We start from the raw sequence: 20,994 nt of genomic DNA on the forward strand, positions 1-20,994 counted from the left end.
TGTTGCGATACCGCAAACTTTTGTTGAAATCAATTAAGACTAATCATGAGCAGCTCTTTATACTTTTAAGGAACATAGATGAAAGAATTTAATGAGAATGAACGAAAAGAATTTGATATTAGATATAACCTTTTAATCAATATTCAATATTCAATATCGCTGCTACAGAGTGCTCTAGTAAATATTTATATTTCTAATTCTGAGCAGAAAACATTAGAAGATTTTCAAAAGCTTAGTAAGTTACAAGCTCAATTACCTGAGTATTCAATACAGACTTTACGAAAGATCTATCACGATATTTCTTTAAAACTAGGAGAGTTAATAAATGAGAGATAACTTTGATAATTTTTTAAAAGGTTTGGTGAAATTAACGAATAGTCATTGTGAATCCCAAGAAAACCCCAAAGCTATTATAACATTAGGTGAACAAGGATCGGGGAAAGAAGTTCTTGCTTTAGAAGCTCAAGATGAATTGTCGCATCGTGGCGGTAGTGTTTTAGTAGGAGCAGATTATTACAAGACGCACAGTGAGAACTACTTAGAAAACGTAAAAGTAGATGATCGTTCTACAAGTATAAATTCGATAAAAGAAGCAAAATATATATCTGACCGTGTACTAGATCATGCGATTGAAAATAAACATAATGTTGTAATCAATGAAAATAATGAAAATCCGTATGACTTTAAAGCAACTACAGATAAATTAAAAAGTGCAGGGTACGAGGTAGAGTTAAGAACAATTGCCACACCACATGAACATAGCCTACTTAGAAATAATATGCAGTATGAAGATCAAAAAGGTAATTTAGGTTTTGGTGATCATAAGGCGATTCAAGAATTTGATCAAAAAGGTATGAGCGAAATTTTAGAAGTTTCTGAGAAAAGTAAGCTTGTAGATAAAGTAAAAGTTTATGATCGAGTAGGAAATGAGGTTTATAACAATCAGCTTAATCCTGATGGTGAAACCTGGCTAAAAAAAGAGAGTGCAAGTGAAACATATGATTTTGAAAAAAATAAGCCATTAGGGAAAAGTGAATATCAATACAATCAAGTTGCATGGCAGCAGCTTGTTCATATGAAAATGTCGTCACATGCACCTAAAAGCGAAATTGATCTAACCATACAAGAGAAAGAATCCCATAAAGATATTCAATATGAACAAGGCGATAAAGACAAAACTAGAGATATAAGTAGTTTAGTAATAAAAAGCCCTGAATCTTATAAAGGTGTTCAACAAGGGGAGCTGGTTGATCAAGATGAAAATCATATATTAATGAAAATAAACCGTTTTACAGCAATTAAATATTCAAAAGACAGAGTGCAAGATACAAATGATCAAGATCTTGAAATTGGACAACAGCTTTTTATCAATCATGGACTACATGGAGATTATAAAGTAATGGATCAACAAGAAATACAACAACATCAAGATCAAGAACAGGATCGACAATTAACTCAAGCATCTGCCGAGCAAGATTTTCAACAAGATTTAATGAGATAAGTTATGCTGATTTCAATTAATGGTAATGAATATGATTCTAACGATGAAAATATTCAAAAAGTTTTACAAGAAGCTTATATAGATAAATTTAGACCTAAATGCTTATGTACAAGTATAGGGGTCGCACTATATATAGCAAAAATTAATAATAGCTATGTATTGAAAAGAATGCCGAATACAGGGGGGTCACATAGTCCAGGCTGTGTAAGTTATGAACCACCACATGAGCTTTCTGGATTGGGAGAAGTATTAGGCCAGGCTATTCAAGAGAATCCAGATGATGGTGCAGTAACATTGAAATTTGACTTTGCACTAACAAAAAGAGGAGGAAAAGCACCACCACCAGCAAGCGGTGGAGAAAGTGACAGTGTAGCTACTGATGGTAAGAAGCTTACATTAAGAGGACTTTTGCACTATTTGTATGAACAAGGAAAGTTAAATTACTGGCTACCAAAAGAAAAAGCTACTAATTGGTATTTAGTAAGAAAACAGCTATTACGTGCTGCATCTGATAAAACATCTAAACGTCAGGAATTGAGTAAGACAATTTATATACCTGAAACATTTAATACCGATATTAAAAAAGATATTGTAGCTCGTAGGAATGAACAGCTTTCACCATTAAATGCAAAAGGCAGTGGTCAAAATTTGATGATTGTAATTGGAGAAGTTAAGTCTATTGAGAAGGCAAGATATGACTTTAAACTAATTGCAAAACATTGTCCTGATTTTCATTTTTTTATGAATGAAGATGTTCATAAACGTATAAATAAAAGATTTATTAAAGAGCTTGAGTTGTGGAATATGTATGGTGATCAATGTCATCTAATGTTCATATGCACAATCTTAAAAACAGCTAGTGATTTACCTTTAATTCAAGAAATTTCACTTATGCTGGTAAATAAGCATTGGATACCATTTGAAAATAAATATGAGTATGAACTCATAGAGGAAATGACAGAGCAGAAACGGCAATTCATTAAAGGACTAAGATATAACTTGCCAACAAGTAAACCTTTGGCATCCATTGTTGCAGTTGACACTAATCCTAAACCTACTGCTATGTATATAATTCCAACATCTGAGAGCGAACAATACATGCAAAGTATTGAATTGATGATTGAAGAAAGTGATTATGCAAGCTGGCAATGGGAAGTTGACCAGGTGATGCCAGATTTACCATCTAAAGAAGGTTTAATTTCTTCTAGTGATAATCTGGTCACTGAGAATGATTGATTATCTAAATATTTGCTCTTTGTTTTATCTAAATTAGAGGTTAGTTTTAATTGAAAATTTCTTATGCTTTTACATGTGGTCGTTTAGAAACGATATTCAAAATTTCCAATCATTTAAAATATGGAAATAAGAATAATATAGAAAACGAACAACTTGTAATAGATAAATTTAGAGCAGATATTTTATCGAATATGCTGAAAATTGAAGATACTGAGTTATTTTCTTATCTTAAGAACAGTGATGAAACAATTATTTTAAATAGAACTACACGTGCTCTAAAAGAAAATAGTGGGCTTAACACTGATCCCAGGATTGCTAATGAATATAAAAATGGTGTATGGCATGAGCTAAAAGAATACAAACTGTCTGACAGGTTAGTGAAGGCAAAAAAAGTTTTAGAAGTAAAGTATTTAGAAAGAACAGGTATGAATATTACCTCAAGAGATATTGGGGAAATGACAGGGATTAATTCAAATACTCTTAGGAATATGCTTGCACATAAAAGGGACGTTGTTATTGGTATGTTAGAGAAATTTGAAAAATTTGTAGATTCATACTAAAATAAAAGGTGTGTTTTTTGTGTAAATATTAGAGATGTTAAAAATAAATTTACTGTATCCAATTATCATAAGTAAAATTGATACTATGATTCTGCTGGAATCTAAAGATTTTATGATTTCAGTAGAATCAGAGGATCTAATAAAGGGTGTAAGTAGAATAAAAGAATTAATTATCCTTAAAATTACTGAAATTGCTAAAGAAAATGGGAATCCACCAATACCCGATATGGCAAATGTAAAAACTAATGATGTAATCTTTATTGAGCTTGATCCTACCTTATTTAAATATAACTGTGAAAGAGTAAATATGTCTATTCCAAAAAATCTTTTAAATATTATAGATTTATGGGGGGTTAATCGAAGTAACTATGTTTCAAATTTAATTCTTCAAGATATATTACAAAAAAATGACAAATAATATATATTTTGGTTAATTTTGCAAATAAGTAAAAAATAATATTAAATTATAATTAGATAAATTTAATTTATGTTTAAAAATTAACATATTGCTTTCAAGGGTGTGTTTTTTGTGTATAATAGGGGTATAGAGCTAATGGCTTCGAGTACGGTGATGCAACACGTTTTTTTTGCATTTCCATCTGAAATTATCAATACCAATGGGAGCTTAGAAGATTTCCATAGTTTTGAAATACGGATTGGAAATGATGTTTTAGACTATCTAAATGATAATATTGAGAATTTTGATAATTCAAATCAGTATTTCATGACATATATGTTAAATGAAAGGCAATTAAGTCAAGCTTATGTCCACCACCAGGATAAAGATGCTAACCTTGATTTCGTTTATTTAATGTGCAATAAAAGTGGGCTATACGCCAGTTTAAATTTAAGGTTAAAAGAAAGTAATACTTTCTATTTTGTGAAGCTGGTTAGCTATAACTGTTAAATATTAATTAGAGCCGAAAGGCTTGGAGTATGAAATGAAAAGATTAAAAGAACTTTTAAATGCAAGACCTGGTTTCTTAATTGAAGCACACGGGAATGGCCACAGTTTATATTTCGCATGTATAAAGCGTAAGAAAGTTAAAATTTCTCATGCTTTATTTCAGTATGCTAAAAGCGCAAATTTATTCCCTATCGAAAACAAACATATCAATTTAGTAAAATAATAGAGAACTTTCAATAAAATCAAAATATTTAGATGAAGTCAAAAGTTGCGATACCGCAAAAACCAGCTCGATAGCTGGTTTTTTTTATGGTTAAAAAATTAATGTTCAGAATGAAGAGTCAGATCTTATTTTAGATTTTAATTTAAATGCTAGGTAACACATGGCATTATTAGCGAGTAATAGAAAGGGGAAATTAAGATCTAGGTTTTTTATTTAACTTATTGTTTTAAAATAGAAAATATTACAATTTTTGGTGTTAAATAATATTGTTTATAGAAATTTTAAAAATAAATTAAAAAATACCTAGGTTATATATTGCATAAAGGTGTGTATTCTGTGTATACTTAAGAAACAGACCGAGAGGTAAGGAGTGGGAAATGCAAAATACAACAGGTGTTCAAATGAAAAAAGTAGTGATCTCAAATCAAAAGGGTGGCGTAGGTAAAACTTGTTTGAGCACTCATATTGCTCATTGCGCTTCTGAAAAAAAATTAAAAGTTCTATTTATTGATAACGATACTCAAGGCAATTCAGGTTTTAATCTGGAAGGCTATGCAAGTAAAGTATTTGAAACAATTGATATTTATACAAAAGAAATTGATTTTTTAGCAATTGAAGATAAAAGTTTCGTTGTGTTTAAAGGATCTAAGGCAATTAAGAATTTAGAAAAGGAAAATTTAAAGCATTTGGCTATTAATATTAAAAATGCGAATGATGTATTTGATATTTGCTTATTTGATACGCCTCCTACAGAGGGAACATTACAAGATTTTCCAATGTTGGTAGCTGACTATATTTTAAGTCCATTTGAATTAGATAATTACTCTTATATGGGTTTTAAAACTCTAATTAGTCGGATTTCTGAAATCAAAAAACATAATAAGAAACTTCAATTTTTAGGTTTTGTTCCTAATCGCGTAGATCTAAGAACTAAGTTTGACCGTGAGCAGTTAGAGGCAGTAAGAACGGCTTATCCAGCATATATGTTTGGTAATGGTTTTTATATCCCAAATCGTTCAGCTATCAAAGTAGCTAATCATAACAAAGTTCCAGTTTGGAAAGTAAAGAATGGCTCAGAGGCAGCAGGTTTCTTGAGAGATTTATGCAATAACGTATTTGACAAATTGGGAGTATAAGAAATGGATGGATTGGATTTTTTAGCGGATGCAATGGGCGAATTAAATGACAATCAATTAAGCGGTAAAGTCATTTTGACTTTACCTATTGATTCAGTTTTCATTGATCCCGATAACCCACGTAAAGAATATGATCAAGAGTATATAAAAGAGTTAGCAGCATCCATTGATAAAATGGGATTAATACAACCAATCGTTGTACGTGAGATCCCAGGCGAAGAAAAAAGATATTATTGTAATGTCGGTTCAAACCGTGTTTTAGCTGTTAAATGGCTTAAAGAAAACAAGCCTGATAGCCCGAACAGCTCAACTATTGAAGCAGTTTTGAATAACAATTTCCATGTGTTGGGTAAATTGGTTGAAAACATTCAAAGGAATGATCTTAAGCCACTTGAAATAGCAAAAATGCTTAAAGATCAAATGGACTTAGGTGTAAGTAGCAAAGACCTACAAGAGCAATTAGGTAAAGATAAAACTTGGATTTCACGACATATTTCTTTAAATGATATTTCTGAATATACAATGGATCTAGTGGAGAATGGCCGTATATCAAATGTGGAAGCAATTTTGAATTTCGATAAGATTTATAAATCAAATGAGCATTATGCTACTTGTTTGATTGCAAATCTTGGAAACGATGAAAAGCTATCAAATGGCTTGTCACGAAAATGGATTAAGAATCTAAAAGATAAAAATACTAATCCTGAAAAGCCGTTAATTGAAGATGAGCATACAGAAGAAGTATTGAATAGCTTTGAAGAGAACAAAGCTGAATCCTTTAATGAATCTGATGCTAATAGTTTGTTGGTTGATGAAGTAAAACTGGCCGAAGAGGCTTTGGCTGGTGATGTTGTTAAGAAGAAGGAAAAAAAGCAAAAGGCTGAAACAGTAGGGTTCAGTCCTGAGCTAAGAAATGCCTTTAAAGAGGGTTTAGAGCAAAGTTATACATATTTATTAGACGTTGTTCAAAATAGCGATAGTGAAAGAAAGTCACTAGCAAAACAGATCTTAGTGAGTCTGTCATGCAATGATCATATTGCTATTAACTGGTTAGAAGTAGCAAAACACGCAGATTTAATGCAAGAGATGATCAATATCTTTGAGGCATTTAAAGCTATAGGTTATGTATCACCACTAAACCATCCAAGCCAAGAAATGGTTGTTGTGGTTTCACAAGAGCAACTTTTATAAGAGGTGAAAAAGGCGATCTAATGGGTCGCCTAGTTTCTAGGAATGCGAATGAATAGATATATTGATTTTTATCATGAAGAAAAATTAGAAAGATTGAATTTCAAAGAGCCAGCTAAAAAAGCTTTAAAGTATGGCTTGGGAGGAATTGCCCTAGGTGTTTTTGGAGTTTTACTAGCTCCCCTGGTTAATTTAAATGATTATTCAATCGGTAATTTATTATTAGGTTTATTCATAGGCTTTGTGATATTTGGCATATGTTTTACAAGCTTTTACAAGCTAAAAAAGTTAAATAGTGCAAAGAAAATCCTACTAACAAATATAGATGAAATTGAAGAAAAGCTTTTTTTTGAAAATTCAGTTTTGCGTGAAAAAACTTTGTTAGGTGTAACGGATAAGAATCAGCTGTTTATCATGGGTAGAAATATTGAAGGTAAATTTTTTGCATATCTAGCTACGAGCAAATATTTACACTATTCACCAGTTAGGCTTGCTGCTGATCAACAAGAAATTTTTGAAAGCCTATCTAATGGTGAAAAACCGTTTTTTAAAATTAAAGAAAGCTTTTAAGGTGATTTATGAGTGAACAGGTTTTTGCAATTATTGTTGATAATGAATTTATTGAAAAATACTTCACAAATGAAGTTGAGCTAAAAGAATATATTGATGATGTTAATTCTACTGGCAGCATTGCAAAAGCAATGATATTGCCAATGAATACACTTCAAGCAATATTAAAAATTCAAAAGTATTCGAGCGTGTACCCTGATGCAAATACAATTATATTTGAAGCAGAAAAATTAGAAGTAGGAATTAAGGAGGAATTTTATAAGTCAATTAATGAGATCAATGAGTATGCTTATGCAAAAGAATACTTTGACTACTTTATTGAAAACAAACTTTTAATATCGAGTGATCCTAACTTTAATCCTGATATGGCTCATTTAGATAAAACCATGACATATGTTGATTATCTAAAAAGACAAGTGGCATTTTTGAATGATCTAATTGAAAAGTTAGAATTGGATTGAAAACTAATAAACTGAAAGTAACCTAGAGCGAGTGTCTACTCGCCTAGTCGGGATCTTCGACTTCCCAACCTTACTACTCCCTGATTACCTAATCCCTCATGTGGATCTATCCAGGTGCAAGCCGAACAAATTAAATTAGCTAGAAAAAATCTGTGATTTTTTTGAAGATGATTTCATTTGTGACTGAGGGTAAGAGATCCACTGTAATATAAACTATAATAAGAGTAGCTAGTATGGGTAAGCTGGGTGCTAATGAAAAGACTTGATTTTTATTTTGGCTTAATCGCATTGAGCTTATTATTTACCCCAGCTTATGGACAGCCAGAGGTGAATAGAGAATGTGAAAAGATGGTTCAGTATGCTTTGATCAAGCATGGTGAATATGGGAATGGGAGATCAATAGAAAGCTTATTAGAAGAAGAAGAAAAAAGTGGTGATAGTGAAAAGCAAAAGTTTTATAAAATGCTGGTTATCGAGATATTAGATACTTTTACTGTGTGGGATGATCCAGTAGAAAAAAACAGAATACATAAAGAAATTAATGACCATTTTATGGCGATATGTGACCCAAATAAAATAAAAAATGTGTTTGATGAGTAGTGTTTCATAAATAAATCAATTATGAAACATCATGCCTGATTTTATATATTTCTTTAAAGAAAAATAAATTTTTATTTTTTATTAAATTTTATCTATTTCAATAATTTAAGGAATAAATTGAATTTGTTTTTTATATCAATAAAAGATACAATGTTTCATAAACATTGTTTCAATATAAGTGGATATAATATGAATGCTTTAACAAAACCAAAGCTTAATCAATCGTCAGTAATTAATTTTCCACGTCCTTGTACTCTATGTATGAGCCGTTGCAATGTGTCCTTAAACTATGGTTTATGGGTGTGTTCAAGCTGTGTCAGCAATATTGAAAAGACAAATACAGAACTATTTGTAAGTGAAAAGAAAAGTCTGAATATTAATATTTAAGGCTTTCTGATGAAAATTGGTTATGCAGCTGGATCAATGCAAGATCAATTTTTTCTGCTAGAAATTGAAAAACTGAATAGCATTGGAATTGAAAAAATACTTGTAGATGATATTTCAGAATTGAACGATTTCTTAAGTCGTGAAAAGCTGGATCTATTGTTTGAGATCTTAAAAAGTGAGGATGATGTTTTTATTCCAGGCTTTGAAAGATTCTGCTTTAGTGAGCTTGAATTTATAAAATTGTTTAAAAAATTTTCGGCTACAGGTGCAAAGTTACACTTTGTCCAAGAAGAGATAGTGATAGGCGGTAATGAATTGTCCTATGAAACAGCAATAAAAATGTTTGCATCATGGGCTGGATTTTTAATTAAACGTGAAAATATTAAGAAAGATTATTTGTTAGGTGGAAGTGAGAAAAAAGCCAAAGGAAGAAAAATACTTTTAAGCAAAGCTCAAAAGATAGAAGCCCTGGAACGCTTTCACTTACATGGAGTTAAATTGAAAGAATTGGAGTCGTATTATGGTGTTAGTAGAACTACTTTATGGAGAGCGATAACAGACAATAGTATTGAGCATGAAAGAAACAAAATTCTTAAGAAAAAGTATGCTTTGGAAATAGAGAAGCTAAATGTTTGATTTAAAAATGCCGAAGGGCGTGGAGTTGTATCAATGAATGAAGATATATTGAAGAAAATAAAAAAGTGCTTGGCTCTATCAAAAAGCAGTAACGAGAATGAAGCTGCAATCGCATTGAAACAAGCTCAAACACTGATGAAGCAAAACAATATTTCATTGAATGATGTTGAATTTTCAGAAATTAAAAAAAGAACACTAACTACAGATCTTAAAAGAATGAGATTTGTAGAAGTTAGATTAGCTCAAATGGTAGCTGGAATATTTGAGTGTGGTTTTTTAATAGATGAGAATAAAAATTTCATTTTTTACGGCATTGAACCCAATACAGAAATTGCTGAGTATGCTTATGGGGTTTTACTACCTTCTCTTAAAAAGGCGCGTAAAGAATATGTGTCTGGTCTGCATGGAAATACCAAACTAAAGTCAAAAAGAAGTTTAGGCGATACTTTTTGTATGGGATGGATATTCTCAGTAAAAACAAAGTGTGCAGCAATCCACCCGAACAAAAAAATGGATGATCTTTTGAATAGGTTTAAGAAAGAATTTTTTAATCCTAAAGAATTTAAATTTAAAGAAAGTAAATTTAAAAATAAAGATAAGCTTTTTAAAGCTCATATAGCTGGTTGTAAAGCTGGTGAAAGTATCCAGGTTTTTCATGCAATGGGAAATGAAAAACAAAATCAAATAGGTCAATTCAAAGCTAATTGAAAAGTTGCGATACCGCAAAATAGGATGAAGTATGAAAGATTATGGTGCTGTTAAAACACATGCAGCTCAGTCAAATATGGTAAAAAAGCACCTTAAGACAATGGGAGCTTTCTTTGCCGTAATCGCATTTTTGGGGTGGATGTTTAATATTTTTTGGTTCAATGTTGATTTTCCATTATGGGGATACATTGGAATATGTTTGATAATTTATCTTGTTAGTGCTTTCAACAGTTCAAAAGTGTTAAAGAAAATTGATGCTAAAAAAATTGGATTGTTGATGGATGAAGGTAAAAACAATCAAGCATTTTTAAACACAATTGATAGAGCTTATAAAATCAATGGCTCAATAAATGTTTATGATTTGAAAGGTATTCAATATGAAATATGGCTTCACAATGAAGCATTAAAGAGCGAGTTAAATAATCCTAGTAATCAGAACAATGCAGAAAGTTTGATACGCTGGGGAGAGTATGAATACAATAAAAACTTAATTGAAAGTATCTCAAAGATTTTGAAGAAATAACTTTTGTAGTCTTTTTAAAGGTTAGCAAAATAAAATTAACTTATAATTGAGTTCATTATTTGAAGTTGTATATCAATGAAAAAATATGAATGCGATTGAAGTAATTTTATCGCTAACCTTTTTTTTTAAGACTTTCCAGATTTAGTTAGAGATTTCTATTATGAAAAAATGGTGCTTAGGGGTATTAGTAGCTTCAATCCCTTTAACAACATTTGCTGATTTTGTGGGTAGAGTAGTGGGTGTATCAGATGGTGACACTATTACCGTATTAACTCAGAACAACCAAAGCTATAAGGTTCGATTAGCTAATATTGATGCACCTGAAATGGGGCAGCCATTTGGCAAAGAAGCTAAAATGGTGTTGTCTGACTTTATTTATAATAAGCCTGTTTATGTAAAAGAACATGGTAAAGATAGATATGATCGCATTATTGGAACTGTACTAAAGGGGAATGATAATGTGAATAGGCTTATGGTGCGTTATGGCTATGCCTGGGCATATCGTCAGTATTTAACGGATAACACCATGATAAGCCTTGAATCATATGCACAACAGCAAAAAATAGGCATATGGAAAAATGCTGAGAATATATCGCCAGAACAATGGCGAAGAATGCAAAATCAAAAGTAGGTTTTATGAGTTATCTTAATTATATAAGTATGGGTTGTGTGGCTGGATTAATAGCAGCTTTTCTTTTAGCTCTGATCTTTAACTTTATTAAATTATTAATTAGATCCTTCCCTGAATTTTATCCCTTTAGGTGGATTAGATCGAGAGTAATTAAGTTTAAGTCACTAAAGGTTGAAGAGCTAGGATATAGAGTCTATATGTATGTTTCATGGGTAGATGGAAAACACATTAGAATTAAAGATATGGAAAAAGAAGAAAAATTAAAAATTAAAGATCCGATAATTTTTGAGCAACATGCTTACAGAAATATTCCTTTCCAGGCTGGGGTAGGTTGTATAGCTTTTAATAAAGAAAATAATAATGTCATTGGGAAAGCTTTTAGGATTAATTCTGATTCTAATGAAATTAGGGAATTAGAAATTAAGAAGATTCCAGGAGAAAAGTAAAATGATGCTAACTTTATCTATTATCAGTGGCCTTATCATTTTCGTTCTTTGGTTCAGAATGTTTGATGATTGGCTTTCTAAGGTATTTATTAAACTTAGTGACAAACACGAAAAGTTGGGTGCTAATGAAGCAATTTTTGCTGGTTCTGAGCTGAGTAAATTCAATGTGGATTTTGCTTTAACTCATTTTGATTTTAGTGTTTTAGATCTTGCAAATGTTTCAGATGAAGAAAAAATGGCACTACTCAATTTTCATAAAGCTTGTATAGAGTATAGAATCCATTACCTTTATGTGGCAGACAAAAATACAAATGATATTTTTAGTTTTGCAGTGCATCCAAATTTTAAAAATGGAAAATTGTTTTTAAAATAAATATTTAAAGAATATTTCAATCAAAGCAGATCATTGATCTGCTTATGTGCAAGAGTGGCTTATCACTAAGGCTAAGGTGATTAAAATTTCAGTGGCTAATCAAAATAACTTGAAAAGAACATCATCGCTAAATCAAGGTTATAAATAAATAAAACAAACAAAAAAACGAGAATAGTTAAAACAACAAACATATGTTTTTCGTTATCAAGATCAAGCATATTTTTATCTCCAGTAGCTAATAAGCCTTTATACAATTTGAGCAACTAAAATAGCATTGCTTTATAATTTCTGTCAGTTCCAATTTACTAAGCGACAGTTTTATAAAATATCAGTAAGATACATTCAATATTCTAAAGAACTGTGCGACAAATTTACTAATCAATGTTGCGACAAGCCCAACAATTTACATTCAAATATGCGACATAATTTATGAACAGGATTTACCAGTTTCGGGATCATATTGAGGGTATTTACCCAAAAAAATCGTAAAGCTGTTTGTTTCCTCCCATTCATTAATACCGCTATATTCACATCTTTGCCATTTATGCAGTTGGAATGGGTAGTCGTTTGGTTTAGAACCTTTTCTGACGATAAATACATAACAATTTTCAACAGTTTTTTGTTGTTCAGCAACTTCAAAAGCTTTATCTAAGCTCTCTACAGGCAGAAAAATATCAATGTCATTAGCATTGTTTGACTTGGCTTGTACTTCAAATTCCATAATTAATTTCCTTAATCGCAAAGTAGTTTGGAATGTCGCATAGTTATTTAGAACTCACAATTTCCTTAAAATCAAGATGTTCCATCCACGTTATAGCGCATAAATTGGCTTTGCATGATTCTTAGAAATTCTGTTTCAGTTAAAGGTTCATCATTACCCATATTCAACTTAAATGGTATAAATGAGCACTTCTCATGAATGTGTTTATCTATTTCATCATTCAAATTTTTAACACTTCCTAATACTTCAAGAAATGCAGGATTGTTGTGATCCAAAGTGGTTTTAATAGCAAAACCAGCAGTTATTTTTCTGTGCTGACCTGAGTTGTCAGAAATAAGTACACCATATAAGTTGTCTAAAGATTTATAAAGCACAGGATCAGACTCATGCTCAAAATGTGTAATTGATTCACTACCATTAAAATAACAATGGAAAAGAAACATACTTACTTTGCCATTGTTGTTTAATACAGACATTTATAAATTTCCATAAAATTAGTTTTCAAAAACATTGTGATGGAGGGGGAAATCTAAAGCAAACTTTTGTAGAAATTAGTCACAAATGAAATCATCTTCAAAAAAATCACAGATTTTTTCTAGCTAATTTAATTTGTTCGGCTTGCACCTGGATAGATCCACATGAGGGATTAGGTAATCAGGGAGTAGGGAGGCTGGGAGGTCGAAGATCCCGACTAGGCGAGTAGACACTCGCTCTAGGTTACTACAGTGCTATGCAGATAAGTTGTTGATTTTGCAGGGAATAAAATAGTAAAAATAATTTATAAGTGATTGTTTTTTAAGGATTTAAAAGTCTGATCCAGGCTTGAATAAATAACCTAGGTTATATATAATGATAGGCATAGGTTAAGCAATACCGCTACCTAGTTTAGAGCCGAAAGGCTTGGAGTAGAGAATATGTTTTTAAATCCGCCAAGATGGACTGTGGTGTTTGTAGATGAAAATTTTGTAGTCATTGAAGATCTAAAGATGGTTACAGACTTAACTATTACTAATGGTATAGAGCAAGTAACAAGACAGATTAATGCCGAATATGATTTAACAAAACGTCATTTAATTTATGGTGATTCAACAGGTTTATATGATGCAGTAGATGTGAATGATGAAGGGAATTTTTATAACTTTCTTTATCTTGGAATGGCATCACACATTGAAGCGATACAAGTTTTTAAAGAAAAGTATCAGCACTTATTGAAAGGAAAATGAGATAGGGCTTTTGCCCTATCTTTTTTAAAGAAAATCATTTTAGAGCCAAAAGGCTTGGAGTAGAGAATATGAAAAAAATATTACTGAGTTTGAATGTGTTTTGTCTTTGCTTTTTGGTTGGTTGTTCAGAGCCAGCAACACCAGAAGAGATAAAGAGCGCATTAAATAAGTGTATTGGAATAAAATGGGACATAGCTTTTCATGAGGAAAGAGGAGGTTTTGGAGGGGCTAGTAAACCGAAAATTATTAAAAAATCTGATCTTAAGAAATGGTTGAAAGAGTGTGAAAAAAGGCGAAAGTCTAGGGAAGATCCTAACTCAGAAGAAAATATAATTAAAAGACAACAGAGCGTCTTATATTAAGAAGAAGAAAGGCATAAGTTTTTTTGTTGCGATACCGCAAATATTTTTTCAACAAAAGTGCATAATGTGCTTGATTATATAACCTAGGTTATATATAATTATAAGCATAAGGTAAGCAATAACGCTACCTGGTTTAGAGCCGAAAGGCTTGGAGTAGAGAAGATGTCAAATTCAATAGATGATCAAGCAGTTGTATATAGCCGAGTTGTAGATGGTGTAAAAGTAGAAGATTTTTATAGTTATGCTCATTTAAAAGATGGTGTTTTCTTGGGTTTAGGTTGTAATTCAACACTTAATCAAATCGCTGAGAAACTAAGATCTTGGGGGTATTCTGATGTTAATGTTTGGGTTGAATCAGAAGTTGAATTTTATAAGCGGAAACTTAATTTCGGTAAAGTTGCCGAAACAACAAAACAGGCTTTTGATGAAGCTTTAAATTGTCTGCCACCAGTACGCCATATTAAATATGAAAATACTGAATCATTTATGATGAGTGAAGAAACGGCAGCTGGATACTTTACTTTTTATATGCGCCTAGGAAGCCGTTATTTTTGCGTATTAGAGCATTATAGAAAAAGCTTTGGTGACATAGAGAAAATTATAAAAACGCAAATGGGTGAGCAAATAGCGTGATTTAAGGGGGTATCCCCCTTACTTCCAAAAAAATATGGGTATCAATTTAGAGCCGAAAGGCTTGGAGTAAAGAGAAATGACACGTTTTCAAGAAGCTAAAAAAAAGTATACAGCACAGTTTAAAGAGTGGGTAAGTGACAAACCGCATTTGACAGAAATCAAAAAGTTATCAGAAGTGATGAATGTTGAAGAAACGCATCACGGTGATCTTAAGCTGGGCGATACAGTTGAAGTAATCAATGGATATGGTCATAAATTAAAAGGTTTTTGTATATTGGCTTTTGAGAAAGTGGATGAAGAAATCTTTGTTTATTTGGATTGGGATTGCTATTGGTTTTCTAAACCGCTGGGAATGGTAAGCGGAAGAATTGAGCCATGTATAAATAAATGGTTCGATGGTGAGGAAATAACAGATGATATGTATTAAGGGCGAAAGCCCTTTTGTTGTTAATATACTAAAAATATTTTTTCAACAAAACTAATTATATACTTGATTATATGACCTAGGTTATATATAATTATGGGTATGGGTTAAACAGCAAGTCTAATATTTTTTTAGAGCCGAAAGGCTTGGAGTAGAGAGATATGGGAAATTGGATAGCGAATGATTTGGTAAAAAAAGATACCAATCGTGAGGACTATGTTTTTAAAAAATTTGAAAAGTCAGCTAGAAAAGTTTCTTATGACACTTTTTCAAGAACATTAGGTCAAGAGATTCTTAACCAGGTTCGGGCTGCAATGGGCTATAAAAAAGATAGAAGGTCGGGAGTGACTTTAACGGCAGATCAAGAAGTTAAGTTTTTGCGTGGCTTTTATGATCAAAAGCCAGCATTGGTTATTGTCAAGGACTCTAAACGGATGGTTTTCACTTATGAAGCTGGAAGATTTGGAGAGTGAAATGCAATTTAAGGTCTTGGCTATAAAAAACTTTTGCATAGGGGCATTTAACAATAAAAAAGCACTTTTAGGCGATATAGATGGAATTAAGCCTAGCTTTGAATTTAATAATGATCTTAGTTTTGTAAAGTCAAATATGTATACATATGAAGATTTTTTACTTGCAGAATTGGGTACGTGTAGTGACTTTAGAAGTTACTTGAAAGGTCTTGAAAAAATAAATAATGTTCTAACAGATTGTCCATTTATTGAAATGTATAAGGCAACAAATACATTTTTAGGGCATTCAATTTTAGAGTGTAAAATTTGGTGGGAAACAAATATAGATCTTATTTTTCAGCCTCATTTAATCAAGGACTTTTTTGATAGTGAAATTGAACAGTTAAAGTTTCAGGCTATGCACCTTAAGATGCTGGAACTTTTTAGGTTTTGTTCAGCTTATGGATTTATGCAGATAGCAACAAAAAAAGACTTTGACGATTTTAAAAATTAAAATTTGATAAGTTTATATAGCCTAAGCAGAAAATTTATTTTCTATGGAGTTCAAATAAAGTTGAATATATAACCTAGGTTATATATAATTATAAGCACATGGTAAGCAATACCGCTACCTGATTTAGAGCCGAAAGGCTTGGAGTAGAGAAAATGGGTTCACCTAATTTTTTAACAGCGGAAAGCTGCATATCTAATTTCGGAATTGAGTTCGATAGTTCTGAATCTGAAAATTTATTTTATATGGATGAACGTGATGAGCTGGGTGAAAAGCTTGATCATGCAAATGATAATTTAACTTTTTTTAAATTATACGAACGTCCAGGTTATCACTCAGGTTTTCAAATTTATCTTGAGCAGTTAAATAGTGCTGATTACTTTTGGAATAATTATGCACGTTACTGGTCAGTTGATGAAGAAATTGGATTTTATAATGATGCTGGGGAATGGGTGGAAGTAAGCTTAAGTAAGAAGCATACAGAAGCACTAAAAAACGAAAATTTTTGTTTAGAAGATTTAAAAGAGGTGCTTAATCTTGAGGAGGAAAAAGCAAAGTTATTAATTCAAAAAATTGCGAAAGCACATGGCCTGGGAGAAGTTATAGGGAAAAATTTTTCATCGTCAGTAAACTATGATTGGTTAAAGGCTTAAGAACAAAAGGCAATTGCATATGCAATTGCCTTTTGTTTTGGGAGGGAGTTATGCAACGTGTAATTATTTGGATTTTTGCAATTTTGAGTTTAGTAGCATTTGTACTTCTGCTAATTAAAGCATTCAAAAATCCAAAGGAAAAACAATATTTTGTTGCTTGTGGTTTTGCAATTGTTTTAGGTGCTTTAGGTGCAGGAATAATGCTGGTTGGTTATGTGGATAGCCAGGATAAGCGTGAATTAAATTTTCCTAAAAAAACAGGTGAATGATATGGATTTAATTTTAGCAATTGGTATTGGTGGAACAGTCTGTATCTTAATGGCAGGTGTTATATACATGATCTTTGGTGAAAAAAGCATTCCATTAGCTATAGGGTGCTTTGTATTTGGTTCAATATTATTTATGACGCAACTATATATCGAATCGAAGAAAGGTAAATTTGAAAGATATATAAGCAAGGATGAAGAACGTGCTGCTAGGATGTTCAAACAAAATTGTAAGTTAGTTAATTTCATTCAAGGGAATGAAAAATCAAGTACAGGCTTTGGAGTTTCCAGTGGTGGAAGTCTAATAGTAGGCACTGGGTCAAGCTCAAATCAGGATAATTATATTTATAGTTGTGATGGGAATATTCAATATACATTGACCTATGATATTGAGAAATACAGGAAGTTTTATAAATAATTTGGTAGAAATAAAATTTGCGGTATCGCAACAAAAGATCTTGTGTATGTAACCTAGGTTATATATAATAGCAGACATAGGTAAGCAATTCTGCTACCTGGTTTAGAGCCGAAAGGCTTGGAGTAGAGAAGATATGAACTCGAAAGTTAATACTTTTGGATTAAAGAACATTAGATTAATCGAAGATCTAAAACACCAATTTCTAAACACATTTAATTCAGTCGATAAGAGCAAAAATCGTTTTGAAGTTTTTCAGGACTTTGTTACTTGCTTTGCTTGTTGTCTACGCAATTCGATTGGAAAGCCAAGTAAGGTTTTTTTCAGCCAAACAGTTGAAGATGAATATTTCAGAATTATGAAAAAATACTCAAAGGAGGATTTTCAAAAATTTCCTGAAATGCTGGCAATGATTGTTAGTTTGCTTGAAGCTTACAATGCACCGCATGACGTTTTAGGGGATCTTTATATGGAATTAAATTTTGGTTCTAAAAATAACGCACAATTTTTTACTCCTAGCGAAATATCAAATTTAATGGCTGAAATTTGTGATTCGAAAATTGAAAATATTATTGCGGAGAAGGGTTTTATAACGGTTGCAGATCCAGCGTGTGGGGCTGGGTCAACACTTTTGGCCAAAGTTAAAAAACTAATTGCTAAAGGGTTTAATCCACTTTATCACATGTATGTAGAAGGAACTGATATTGATCGGCTTGTTGGTCTAATGTGTTATATACAGCTAACTTTGTGGGGTGTTCCAGCAAAAATATATATAGGTGACTCACTTACTTTAAAGTTAAATGAAGTTTGGGTGACACCAGCATTTATACTTGGTAATTGGCAGTATAAGCTTAATTAATGATTGAAAAAGCTATCCTGGAAGCAGGGTAGCTTCAAATTTTATAAAATATACCATATTCAATATTTAGGGGTATTTAATGGGTTATCTTGAAATTATTTATGCTCATTGGCTAGTGATTTTGGCGATGCTTTATATCGCTTATGGATTGATATTTTTGATTTTTAAAAAAAGTCTTTTAGCTGATGGGGGTAAAATTCTTAAGATCCATGCAGTATTTTTAATGTTAGTGATAATTAGTTTTTATTTTTTTATTCCTGTTCCTGAATCAATTCAAAATAGGTTAGTTGGGGATATTCTACAAATTAAAAATAATAATAAAAATGTTAGTTTTTTTATACTACTTTGACATTAAGTGATGTATGTGACTCTAAATATATTTCAGGTTTTGATTTTTTCAAAACAAAGGAAAGCTATATAAGAGATTTTGATATTGTGCTTGATGAACAAAAAATGGTTAATTTAGGGAGTATTAATCAGAATGAAATTAAAAATACTAAAGGGTTATGTGATTTAAAGGGTGAACTTTAAATGTGTAATAAAGAAATATTAAATCCTTTTTCTTTAAAAAGTCCTTGTAAAGATTGTCCATTTAAGAAAGATAAAAATTATTTGAGGGCTGATCGTATCCAGGAAATTATGGACTACATGATCAAAGATGATGAAATTTTTTCTTGTCATAAAACAGTAGATTATGAGGCTATAGGTGAGTTCAATGAAGCTTTAGAAGAACTTGAATATAGAGTTGATGAAATTGATAGTTTTGATAAGGAGAAGGCCAGGGATGAAGTTTATGAACGGTATAAGGATAGATACACGGCGGGAAACGAAAAGGTTTGTGCTGGTTGGTTAATTCTAGGTAAAAAAGAAAACATTATATTTAATAATTTTCGTTTAAGAGTTGCTGCTATGGAAGGATTATTAAATATTGATGAATTTAAGAATGAAGAAGATGTTTTTGAAAGTGTAGAAGAAGCTATTAAAGGGCATATAGGTTAATCATTAATACTTTAACCTGAAAATATATATGGATCAGAGCTGAGTTTTATTATCTCATTTGGGCGTTACCCTTCGGGTCGGGCTTATTGGCTACGCTCGAACTTTACAGCTATTTAGTATGACACAACGCTTTAAAATTTAGTTTCAAGCAAGCTTGAACCTAATTTTAATAGCCTTCTGACATACTAAACTTAACGCTGAAATTTCGCCCCTTCGGGCAATATCCCTAACGCACCAGGTTTAAATTTTGTTTGCGGTAGCGCAACATTCCAGGATCATAATTTAGCTTAATAAGCTCAGTCACAAATGAAATCATCTTCAAAAAAATCACAGATTTTTTCTAGCTAATTTAATTTGTTCGGCTTGCACCTGGATAGATCCACATGAGGGATTAGGTAATCAGGGAGTAGTAAGGTTGGGAAGTCGAAGATCCCGACTAGGCGAGTAGACACTCGCTCTAGGTTATTACAGTGATATGCTGATAAGTTATTGATTTTGCTGGGAATAAAATAGTAAAAATAATTTATAAGTGATTGTTTTTTAAGGATTTAAATATTTAATCCAGGCTTGAATAAATAACCTAGGTTATATATAATTATAAGCATAAGGTAAGCAATACCGCTACCTAGTTTAGAGCCGAAAGGCTTGGAGTAGAGAATATGAAAATCGAATTTTTAGCTAATGTAAAAAGCCTAGTTGAACTAAAAAAAGCGTATCAGAAACTTTGCTTTAAATTTCATCCTGATCGTGGCGGTGATACTGCAACTATGCAGCAGATCAATGCTGAATATGATTTTCTTTTGAAAAACCTGATTGATTCAGAAGAAGATAAAAATTATGGGGAAAATTCATACTGGGAAAGTAGAGAGCATCAAACAGAAGTTGAAAAAACAGTTCAAGAAAAATTACAAGCAATTATTGGATTAGATGGAATTGAAATTGAAATTATTGGGGTTTGGATTTGGGTAAGTGGTGACACCAAACAGCACAAAGATATTCTTAAAACACTTGGTTTTAAATGGGTTCAGAAACACGGTAAATGGTGTTTTATGGGGCGTAAAAGTATGGGGCGTGGTGGGTACAGTATGGATCAAATGCGTGATAAATACGGCTCTAAAACGGTGAAAAAAGGGAATTACAAAGCATCAAAAAATGATAAGGATGAAACAAAAAAAGTAACTCTTAATGCTCAAACAGCATAATGCAAAAAAATGGTGAGCCGAAAGGCTCACTTAATTAGTCGAAAGGCTTGGAGTAAAGAAAATGAATATTTTAGCAATGTCTAATTTTGCGCTTGTAATGCACACACACAGCGAATACAGCGAACTAATAGGGGAGTTGCATATAGGTGATGGAAATGCCTATAACGACCATTTACACGGTGTTTTAA

At 31.7% G+C, this 20,994-nt stretch carries 34 protein-coding genes; 32 read left to right on the forward strand and 2 right to left on the reverse strand.

Annotated features, from left to right (window positions below; all coding sequences use genetic code 11):
- Positions 1 to 78: 78 nt before the first annotated feature.
- The 18 genes from ACO1B7_RS15525 to ACO1B7_RS15610 all read left to right on the forward strand — a co-directional run bounded on the left by ACO1B7_RS15525 (position 79) and on the right by ACO1B7_RS15610 (position 12,086).
- Entirely contained in the window at positions 79 to 336 is a 258-nt protein-coding gene (locus tag ACO1B7_RS15525) for a hypothetical protein (protein WP_423090370.1), read from the forward strand.
- Positions 326 to 1,501 carry a zeta toxin family protein gene (locus tag ACO1B7_RS15530; protein WP_423090371.1) on the forward strand — a complete coding sequence of 392 codons (1,176 nt, stop codon included), beginning with the start codon at positions 326 to 328 and terminating at the stop codon, positions 1,499 to 1,501. Before ACO1B7_RS15525 ends, ACO1B7_RS15530 begins: the two co-directional genes overlap by 11 nt.
- A 3-nt stretch (positions 1,502 to 1,504) precedes the next feature.
- A complete protein-coding gene (locus tag ACO1B7_RS15535; protein ID WP_312321218.1) occupies positions 1,505 to 2,737 on the forward strand; it encodes a DUF1173 domain-containing protein in 1,233 nt (410 codons plus the stop codon).
- 50 nt (positions 2,738 to 2,787) lie between these two features.
- Entirely contained in the window at positions 2,788 to 3,297 is a 510-nt protein-coding gene (locus ACO1B7_RS15540; protein ID WP_312321216.1) for a hypothetical protein, read from the forward strand.
- Positions 3,298 to 3,382: 85 nt separating this feature from the next.
- Positions 3,383 to 3,715, forward strand: a complete 333-nt coding sequence (locus ACO1B7_RS15545; protein WP_423090372.1) for a type II toxin-antitoxin system HicB family antitoxin — start codon at positions 3,383 to 3,385, stop codon at positions 3,713 to 3,715.
- A gap of 135 nt (positions 3,716 to 3,850) precedes the next feature.
- Complete coding sequence (locus ACO1B7_RS15550; RefSeq protein WP_312321212.1) at positions 3,851 to 4,204, forward strand: hypothetical protein; 354 nt, start codon at positions 3,851 to 3,853, stop codon at positions 4,202 to 4,204.
- 34 nt (positions 4,205 to 4,238) lie between these two features.
- Positions 4,239 to 4,427, forward strand: a complete 189-nt coding sequence (locus tag ACO1B7_RS15555; RefSeq protein ID WP_312321210.1) for a hypothetical protein — start codon at positions 4,239 to 4,241, stop codon at positions 4,425 to 4,427.
- Positions 4,428 to 4,804: 377 nt separating this feature from the next.
- The gene (locus ACO1B7_RS15560) at positions 4,805 to 5,563 is read left to right on the forward strand and encodes a ParA family protein (protein WP_312321208.1); all 759 of its coding nucleotides are present in this window, start codon (positions 4,805 to 4,807) and stop codon (positions 5,561 to 5,563) included.
- 3 nt (positions 5,564 to 5,566) lie between these two features.
- Positions 5,567 to 6,754, forward strand: a complete 1,188-nt coding sequence (locus ACO1B7_RS15565) for a ParB/RepB/Spo0J family partition protein (RefSeq protein ID WP_423090373.1) — start codon at positions 5,567 to 5,569, stop codon at positions 6,752 to 6,754.
- Between the two features lie 48 nt (positions 6,755 to 6,802).
- Positions 6,803 to 7,321, forward strand: a complete 519-nt coding sequence (locus ACO1B7_RS15570) for a hypothetical protein (protein ID WP_423090374.1) — start codon at positions 6,803 to 6,805, stop codon at positions 7,319 to 7,321.
- An 8-nt stretch (positions 7,322 to 7,329) separates the two neighbouring features.
- Complete coding sequence (locus tag ACO1B7_RS15575) at positions 7,330 to 7,782, forward strand: hypothetical protein (protein ID WP_423090375.1); 453 nt, start codon at positions 7,330 to 7,332, stop codon at positions 7,780 to 7,782.
- Between the two features lie 252 nt (positions 7,783 to 8,034).
- A complete protein-coding gene (locus tag ACO1B7_RS15580; protein ID WP_423090376.1) occupies positions 8,035 to 8,382 on the forward strand; it encodes a hypothetical protein in 348 nt (115 codons plus the stop codon).
- A gap of 396 nt (positions 8,383 to 8,778) precedes the next feature.
- Positions 8,779 to 9,405 (forward strand): hypothetical protein, encoded by a 627-nt coding sequence (locus tag ACO1B7_RS15585; RefSeq protein ID WP_423090377.1) that lies wholly within the window; start codon positions 8,779 to 8,781, stop codon positions 9,403 to 9,405.
- A 33-nt stretch (positions 9,406 to 9,438) separates the two neighbouring features.
- The gene (locus ACO1B7_RS15590; RefSeq protein ID WP_312321194.1) at positions 9,439 to 10,113 is read left to right on the forward strand and encodes a DUF2786 domain-containing protein; all 675 of its coding nucleotides are present in this window, start codon (positions 9,439 to 9,441) and stop codon (positions 10,111 to 10,113) included.
- A gap of 31 nt (positions 10,114 to 10,144) precedes the next feature.
- Complete coding sequence (locus tag ACO1B7_RS15595; RefSeq protein ID WP_423090378.1) at positions 10,145 to 10,636, forward strand: hypothetical protein; 492 nt, start codon at positions 10,145 to 10,147, stop codon at positions 10,634 to 10,636.
- 160 nt (positions 10,637 to 10,796) lie between these two features.
- A complete protein-coding gene (locus ACO1B7_RS15600; RefSeq protein ID WP_423090379.1) occupies positions 10,797 to 11,267 on the forward strand; it encodes a thermonuclease family protein in 471 nt (156 codons plus the stop codon).
- The gene (locus ACO1B7_RS15605; RefSeq protein ID WP_423090380.1) at positions 11,240 to 11,713 is read left to right on the forward strand and encodes a hypothetical protein; all 474 of its coding nucleotides are present in this window, start codon (positions 11,240 to 11,242) and stop codon (positions 11,711 to 11,713) included. The genes ACO1B7_RS15600 and ACO1B7_RS15605 overlap by 28 nt, the downstream gene beginning before the upstream one ends.
- Position 11,714: 1 nt before the next feature.
- On the forward strand, positions 11,715 to 12,086 hold the full coding sequence (locus tag ACO1B7_RS15610) for a hypothetical protein (protein ID WP_423090381.1): 372 nt from the start codon (positions 11,715 to 11,717) through the stop codon (positions 12,084 to 12,086).
- Between the two features lie 427 nt (positions 12,087 to 12,513).
- Here the strand turns inward: ACO1B7_RS15610 and ACO1B7_RS15615 are convergent, their stop codons facing one another.
- Positions 12,514 to 12,807 carry a hypothetical protein gene (locus tag ACO1B7_RS15615; RefSeq protein WP_163069930.1) on the reverse strand — a complete coding sequence of 98 codons (294 nt, stop codon included), beginning with the start codon at positions 12,805 to 12,807 and terminating at the stop codon, positions 12,514 to 12,516.
- Positions 12,808 to 12,878: 71 nt separating this feature from the next.
- Positions 12,879 to 13,283, reverse strand: coding sequence for a hypothetical protein (locus ACO1B7_RS15620; protein WP_423090382.1), 405 nt, complete (start codon positions 13,281 to 13,283; stop codon positions 12,879 to 12,881).
- 438 nt (positions 13,284 to 13,721) lie between these two features.
- Between ACO1B7_RS15620 and ACO1B7_RS15625 the strand changes: the two genes are divergently transcribed.
- From ACO1B7_RS15625 to ACO1B7_RS15690, 14 genes are all read left to right on the forward strand, one after another.
- On the forward strand, positions 13,722 to 14,030 hold the full coding sequence (locus tag ACO1B7_RS15625) for a hypothetical protein (RefSeq protein WP_423090383.1): 309 nt from the start codon (positions 13,722 to 13,724) through the stop codon (positions 14,028 to 14,030).
- 68 nt (positions 14,031 to 14,098) lie between these two features.
- Positions 14,099 to 14,392, forward strand: coding sequence for a hypothetical protein (locus ACO1B7_RS15630; protein WP_312321174.1), 294 nt, complete (start codon positions 14,099 to 14,101; stop codon positions 14,390 to 14,392).
- Positions 14,393 to 14,554: 162 nt separating this feature from the next.
- On the forward strand, positions 14,555 to 15,025 hold the full coding sequence (locus ACO1B7_RS15635; RefSeq protein ID WP_312321173.1) for a hypothetical protein: 471 nt from the start codon (positions 14,555 to 14,557) through the stop codon (positions 15,023 to 15,025).
- Positions 15,026 to 15,101: 76 nt separating this feature from the next.
- A complete protein-coding gene (locus ACO1B7_RS15640; RefSeq protein WP_312321172.1) occupies positions 15,102 to 15,452 on the forward strand; it encodes a hypothetical protein in 351 nt (116 codons plus the stop codon).
- 158 nt (positions 15,453 to 15,610) lie between these two features.
- Positions 15,611 to 15,922: a hypothetical protein gene (locus tag ACO1B7_RS15645; protein WP_312321171.1), complete on the forward strand. Its 312-nt coding sequence runs from the start codon at positions 15,611 to 15,613 to the stop codon at positions 15,920 to 15,922.
- Positions 15,897 to 16,415: a hypothetical protein gene (locus tag ACO1B7_RS15650; RefSeq protein ID WP_312321170.1), complete on the forward strand. Its 519-nt coding sequence runs from the start codon at positions 15,897 to 15,899 to the stop codon at positions 16,413 to 16,415. Before ACO1B7_RS15645 ends, ACO1B7_RS15650 begins: the two co-directional genes overlap by 26 nt.
- A 152-nt stretch (positions 16,416 to 16,567) precedes the next feature.
- Positions 16,568 to 17,065 carry a hypothetical protein gene (locus tag ACO1B7_RS15655; protein WP_312321169.1) on the forward strand — a complete coding sequence of 166 codons (498 nt, stop codon included), beginning with the start codon at positions 16,568 to 16,570 and terminating at the stop codon, positions 17,063 to 17,065.
- 50 nt (positions 17,066 to 17,115) lie between these two features.
- Positions 17,116 to 17,334, forward strand: a complete 219-nt coding sequence (locus ACO1B7_RS15660; protein WP_312321168.1) for a hypothetical protein — start codon at positions 17,116 to 17,118, stop codon at positions 17,332 to 17,334.
- Position 17,335: 1 nt separating this feature from the next.
- Entirely contained in the window at positions 17,336 to 17,749 is a 414-nt protein-coding gene (locus tag ACO1B7_RS15665; RefSeq protein WP_312321167.1) for a hypothetical protein, read from the forward strand.
- Positions 17,750 to 17,882: 133 nt separating this feature from the next.
- The gene (locus ACO1B7_RS15670) at positions 17,883 to 18,605 is read left to right on the forward strand and encodes an N-6 DNA methylase (RefSeq protein WP_423090384.1); all 723 of its coding nucleotides are present in this window, start codon (positions 17,883 to 17,885) and stop codon (positions 18,603 to 18,605) included.
- 79 nt (positions 18,606 to 18,684) lie between these two features.
- On the forward strand, positions 18,685 to 18,954 hold the full coding sequence (locus tag ACO1B7_RS15675) for a hypothetical protein (protein WP_423090385.1): 270 nt from the start codon (positions 18,685 to 18,687) through the stop codon (positions 18,952 to 18,954).
- The gene (locus ACO1B7_RS15680; protein ID WP_423090386.1) at positions 18,951 to 19,136 is read left to right on the forward strand and encodes a hypothetical protein; all 186 of its coding nucleotides are present in this window, start codon (positions 18,951 to 18,953) and stop codon (positions 19,134 to 19,136) included. The genes ACO1B7_RS15675 and ACO1B7_RS15680 overlap by 4 nt, the downstream gene beginning before the upstream one ends.
- The gene (locus tag ACO1B7_RS15685) at positions 19,137 to 19,604 is read left to right on the forward strand and encodes a hypothetical protein (protein WP_423090387.1); all 468 of its coding nucleotides are present in this window, start codon (positions 19,137 to 19,139) and stop codon (positions 19,602 to 19,604) included.
- Between the two features lie 659 nt (positions 19,605 to 20,263).
- Positions 20,264 to 20,806: a hypothetical protein gene (locus tag ACO1B7_RS15690; protein ID WP_423090388.1), complete on the forward strand. Its 543-nt coding sequence runs from the start codon at positions 20,264 to 20,266 to the stop codon at positions 20,804 to 20,806.
- Positions 20,807 to 20,994: the final 188 nt, after the last annotated feature.

Source organism: Acinetobacter lwoffii (genome assembly GCF_049367455.1).
Classification (GTDB): domain Bacteria; phylum Pseudomonadota; class Gammaproteobacteria; order Pseudomonadales; family Moraxellaceae; genus Acinetobacter; species Acinetobacter lwoffii_W.